Below are 5,028 nucleotides of genomic sequence, written 5' to 3' on the forward strand. Positions count from 1 at the left end.
TCGCCCTCCAGGAAATTGGGGAACAACATGCAACTGTGAAACTGAATCAAACCAATCTCGATTGACACGGGGAGTCATATCAGCTAGGAGCCACTTAAAACGAAGCCCTTGGTTTTTTACAGCGCGACGGCGTAACAAGCGCCCGCCCTCTCCCCCAGCCCCTCTCCCGCACGCGGGAGAGGGGAGCACGACCACGCAGATCCGGCTTTGTCAGCAGTCTGGCGGCGCGCCTTCTGGCGCGCCGTTTTTCATGTGCGCCGCCCCGATTCAGCCGCTTGATCATTTGATGAAGTGCTAATCGGCGCGTCGGCAGGTGACCGGCGCCGCATGTTGCGCCGCATGCATGCGCCAGCCCCGCTCTTCATTGACTCCCGCAACGCCGTCCAGCGCTTTGCTGTTGCAGCGCGCAAGCCGCCGCGTGCCTGCGCACGCTACCCGCAAACCACCGCCCGGCGCGGCACTTGATCATTTGATTAAGCGCCACGGCCGGCTTGATCAATTGAAGCAGCGGCGGCGCCCGCATGGCTTCGGGTTAACGCTCGGGCCAACGTTCCTGGATTTCCCGCGCGCCTTGTGCCGCCGTCGTTTGCGCTTGCTGGCACGCTCTTCGCAATAGAGGCCATACCCGCCAAGCGAAGGAGCAGCGCCATGATCAACCAGTCGGTCCCCTTGTTTGAAGCCTCGCCCCGGTTCGTCCGCATTGACGGCCGCACGCCCGAGGGCTTTGTGCAGTTCGCGTTCAGCGTGGCGGACCCCGAGCTCAATGTCGAGCTGATCATGCCCGAGTTGATGTTCGAGGCCTTCTGCAGCGTCAACCACGTGCGCTTCCTGCCGCCGGAGATCCCGGCACCCGAACAGGACGACTGAAGCGCAGCCAGCCCGCGCACGGAAACCCCCACATAAAAATACAGCAAGACCCAGGAGACCAAGCGATGCAAGTCGATATCAAGACCCAGCAGATCCAGCCGCTGCGCCAGACCTACGGCCATGTGGCGCGCCGCTTCGGCGACAAGCCCGCCTCGCGCTACCAGGAGGCAACCTACGACGTGCAGGCGGAAGTCAATTTCCACTACCGCCCGACCTGGGACTCGCAATACGAGATCTACGACAAGCGCCGCACGGCGATCGTGATGGCGGACTGGTATGCGCTCAAGGACCCGCGCCAGTACTTCTACGGCGCCTACGTGACGGCGCGCGGCCGCCAGCAGGACGCCACCGAGAAGAGCTTTGCCTTCGTGGAAAAACGCGGCCTGCTGCAGGCGCTGCCGGCCGAATGGCAGGACCGCCTGGCCGACGGCCTGCTGCCGCTTCGCCATGTGGAGTGGGGCGCCAACATGAACAACTTCTATTGCGCCGACTATGGCTGGGGCACGGCCATCACCCAGGCCTGCACCTACTGCGCCATGGACCGCCTTGGCATTGCCCAGTACCTGTCGCGCATCGGCATGCTGCTCGACGGCAATACCGGCGTGGCGCTGGAGCGCGCCAAGGTGGCCTGGATGGAGAGCGCCGCGTGGCAGCCGATGCGCCGCCTGGTCGAGCGCAGCTTCGTGATCGAGGACTGGTTCGAGACCTTCGTCACCCAGAACCTGGTGCTCGACGGGCTGCTGTATCCGCTGGTGTACCAGCATGCCGACGCGGCCATCGTGCGCGCCTGCGGCACCGGGCTGGCGGTGCTGACCGAGTTCATGAACGACTGGCGCGAGGAGCACGCACGCTGGGTCGACGCGGTGATCCACACCGCCGCGGCGGAGTCCGATGCCAATCGCATGCTGCTGTCCGGCTGGGCCCGCGCCGCGCGTGCGCAAGCGGCCGAGGCGCTGGTGCCGGTGGCCGATACCTTGCTGGGCGGAGGCGGCGAACAGGTGGTGGCGCTGTGCCTGGAGCAGTTCGACGTGCGTCTCAACAAGCTTGGCCTTGCCGCCTAAGGAGCCCGCCATGACCGCCAACGTCTACATCGCGCTGCAAAGCAACGACGACACGCGCCCCATCATCGAAGCCATTACCGAGGCCAATCCGCACGCCGTGGTGTCGCAGTTCCCCGCCATGGTGAAGATCGATGCGCCGGGGCACCTGACCATCCTGCGCGAACTGGTCTCCGACAAGCTCGGCCGCGACTGGGACCTGCAGGAGATCCACCTGAACCTGATTTCGCTGTCGGGAAACATCGACGAAGACGACGACGCCTTCACCCTGCACTGGAACGCCTGAAGCCCTGAGACGGGCCGCAAAGAAAGACAACGGAGACAGACATCATGGACGCACGCAAGAAGCTGAACCTGCGCGAGAAGTACGCATCGATGACGCGCGACCTCGGCTGGGAAACCACCTACGAGCCGATGGACAAGGTCTTTCCCTACGACAAGTACGAGGGCATCAAGATCCATGACTGGGACAAGTGGGAAGACCCGTTCCGCATGACCATGGACGCCTACTGGAAATACCAGTCGGAGAAGGAGCGAAAGCTGTACGCGATCATCGATTCCTTCGTGCAGAACAACGGCCACCTCAATGTCTCGGACCCGCGCTACCTGAACGCGCTGCGCCTGTTCCTGACCGGCGTGACCCCGCTGGAGTACGCGGCGCACCGCGGCTATGCGCACCTCGGCCGGCACTTCCGCGGCGCCGGCGCGCGGGTGGCGGCGCAGATGCAGTCGATCGACGAGTTGCGTCATGCCCAGACCCAGATGCATACGCTGTCGGTCTACAACAAGTATTTCAACGGTTTCGGTGAATGGCAGCATATGCATGACCGGGTCTGGTACCTGTCCGTGCCCAAGTCCTACTTTGAAGACGCCATGAGCGCGGGCCCGTTCGAGTTCATCACCGCGATCTCGTTCTCCTTCGAGTACGTGCTGACCAACCTGCTGTTCATGCCCTTCATGTCGGGCGCGGCCTACAACGGCGACATGGCCACGGTGACGTTCGGCTTCTCCGCGCAGTCCGACGAATCGCGCCATATGACGCTGGGCCTGGAGGTGGTGAAGTTCCTGTGCCAGCAGGATCCGGACAATATCCCGATCCTGCAGAAGTGGCTGGACAAATGGTTCTGGCGCGGCTTTCGCCTGCTTACGCTGGTCGGCATGATGATGGACTACATGCTGCCCAAGCGGGTGATGTCGTGGGCCGAGGCCTGGGAGATGTATTTCGAGCAGGCCGGCGGCGCGTTGTTCAAGGACCTGGAGCGCTATGGCCTGCGCATGCCCAAGTATCACGAGGTGGCCACCAAGACCAAGGACCGCATCACCCATGAGGCCTGGGGTACCTTTTACAACTACGCCGCCGCGGCCGGCTTCCACACCTGGGTGCCCAAGCAGGACGAAATGGCCTGGCTGACGCAGAAGTATCCCGACACCTTCGCGCGCTACTACAAGCCGCGCCTCGATTACTGGCTGGAGCGCCAGCAGGAAGGCGAACGCTTCTATAACAGCACGCTGCCCATGCTGTGCCAGACCTGCCAGATCCCGATGGTGTTCTCGGAGCCGGACGACCCCACCCAGATCTGCTACCGCGAGAGCAGCTACCACGGCATGCGGTTCCACTTCTGCTCGGACGGCTGCAAGGACATCTTCGACGGCGAGCCACAGAAGTACGCCCAGGCCTGGCTGCCCGTGCACCAGATCTACCAGGGCAATTGCGGCGGCGCCTCGCTGGACGACGTACTTAAGTGGTACCGCATCAACCCCGGCGCGGACAACCTCGATTTCGAGGGCTCGCAGGACCAGAAGAACTGGAATGCCTGGAAAGGCGTGCCGGACACGGCTGCCTGAGCAGCCGGCACATAAGAGACAAGGAGACCATCATGTCCGTCGTATCCATTGGCCCCTACGCGTTCGAGCCCGCCGACCGCGAAGCGGTGTTCCACGGCAACCGCCTGCTCTATATCGGCTGGGACCGCCACCTGCTGTTCTGTGCGCCGCATTGCTTTCCCTTTCCGCCGGCGATGCCCCTGCGCGATGTCGTGGAGAAGGTGCTGCCGGGCGTCTACGGCTACCACCCCGACTTCGCCCGCATCGACTGGAGCCGCGTGGCATGGCTGCGCGGCAATGCGCCCTGGCAACCGGACCTTGACCGCACGCTGGAAGAGAACGGCCTGGGCCACAAGGCGGTGATCCGTTTCCGCACGCCGGGGCTGGATGGCATTGGCGGCAGCTGCAGCTAAGGCAGGAGACACAAGATGTATTCCCTGACCATTGAACCAATCGGGCAGACCATCCCCATCGCACCGGGCCAGACCGTGCTGGATGCCTGCCTGCGCAACGGCGTGTGGCTGCCGCACGCCTGCTGCCACGGCCTGTGCGCCACCTGCAAGGTGCAGGTGGTGGACGGCGAGTTCGAGCATGGCGATGCGTCCAGCTTCGCGCTGATGGACTTTGAGCGCGATGGCGGCCAATGCCTGGCTTGCTGCGCCACCGCGCAGTCCGACATGGTGATCGAGGCGGACATCGAGGAGGACGCCGACTCGCTTGGCCTGCCGCTGGCCGACTATCGCGCCGAGGTGGTGGAGACCCGCGCGCTGACGCCCACCATCCGCGGCATCTGGCTGCGGGTGAAGGGTGGCGCCGCGGCTGCCTTCCAGGCCGGCCAGTACCTCAACCTGCGCGTGCCGGGCTGCGACCAGCCGCGGGCGTTCTCGCTGGCCAACCGTCCCGGCGACGGCCTGGTGGAGTTGCATGTGCGGCGGGTGGAGGGCGGGCAGGCTACCGGCTACCTGCACGATCGGTTGTCGGTGGGTGACGAACTCGGCTTCTCCGCGCCGTACGGCCGCTTCTTCGTGCGCAAATCCGCGCAAAAGCCGATGCTGTTCCTGGCCGGCGGCTCGGGCTTGTCCAGCCCGCGCGCCATGATCCTGGACATGCTGGCCGCAGGCGAGACCTTGCCGATCACCCTGGTGCAGGGCGCGCGCAACCGCACGGAGCTGTACTACGACGAGGCATTCCGGGAACTTGCCGCTGCGCATCCGAATTTCCGCTATGTACCGGCCTTGTCCGCCGAGCCGGCGGACAGCGGCTGGGACGGCGCGCGCGG

The 5,028-nt window shown here is 64.5% G+C and carries 6 protein-coding genes; all 6 read left to right on the top strand.

Translation table 11 applies throughout. The annotated features are described in order from the left end of the window. Nucleotides 1-648 precede the first annotated feature (648 nt). The gene (locus ACYP5B_RS45365) at nt 649-867 is read left to right on the top strand and encodes a phenol hydroxylase subunit (protein WP_400098408.1); all 219 of its coding nucleotides are present in this window, start codon (nt 649-651) and stop codon (nt 865-867) included. Nucleotides 868-932: 65 nt separating this feature from the next. Next, the gene (locus ACYP5B_RS45370) at nt 933-1,928 is read left to right on the top strand and encodes an aromatic/alkene monooxygenase hydroxylase subunit beta (protein WP_459573953.1); all 996 of its coding nucleotides are present in this window, start codon (nt 933-935) and stop codon (nt 1,926-1,928) included. Nucleotides 1,929-1,938: 10 nt separating this feature from the next. Continuing rightward, nucleotides 1,939-2,211, top strand: a complete 273-nt coding sequence (locus tag ACYP5B_RS45375) for an MmoB/DmpM family protein (RefSeq protein WP_006158557.1) — start codon at nt 1,939-1,941, stop codon at nt 2,209-2,211. A gap of 44 nt (nt 2,212-2,255) precedes the next feature. Next, nucleotides 2,256-3,770 carry an aromatic/alkene/methane monooxygenase hydroxylase/oxygenase subunit alpha gene (locus tag ACYP5B_RS45380; RefSeq protein ID WP_459573954.1) on the top strand — a complete coding sequence of 505 codons (1,515 nt, stop codon included), beginning with the start codon at nt 2,256-2,258 and terminating at the stop codon, nt 3,768-3,770. Nucleotides 3,771-3,802: 32 nt separating this feature from the next. Further along, complete coding sequence (locus tag ACYP5B_RS45385) at nt 3,803-4,162, top strand: phenol hydroxylase subunit P4 (RefSeq protein WP_400098412.1); 360 nt, start codon at nt 3,803-3,805, stop codon at nt 4,160-4,162. 15 nt (nt 4,163-4,177) lie between these two features. Next, a partial coding sequence (locus tag ACYP5B_RS45390; protein WP_459573955.1) for a 2Fe-2S iron-sulfur cluster-binding protein occupies nt 4,178-5,028 on the top strand: 851 nt, incomplete at its 3' end.

The organism is Cupriavidus sp. 8B, from assembly GCF_054589115.1.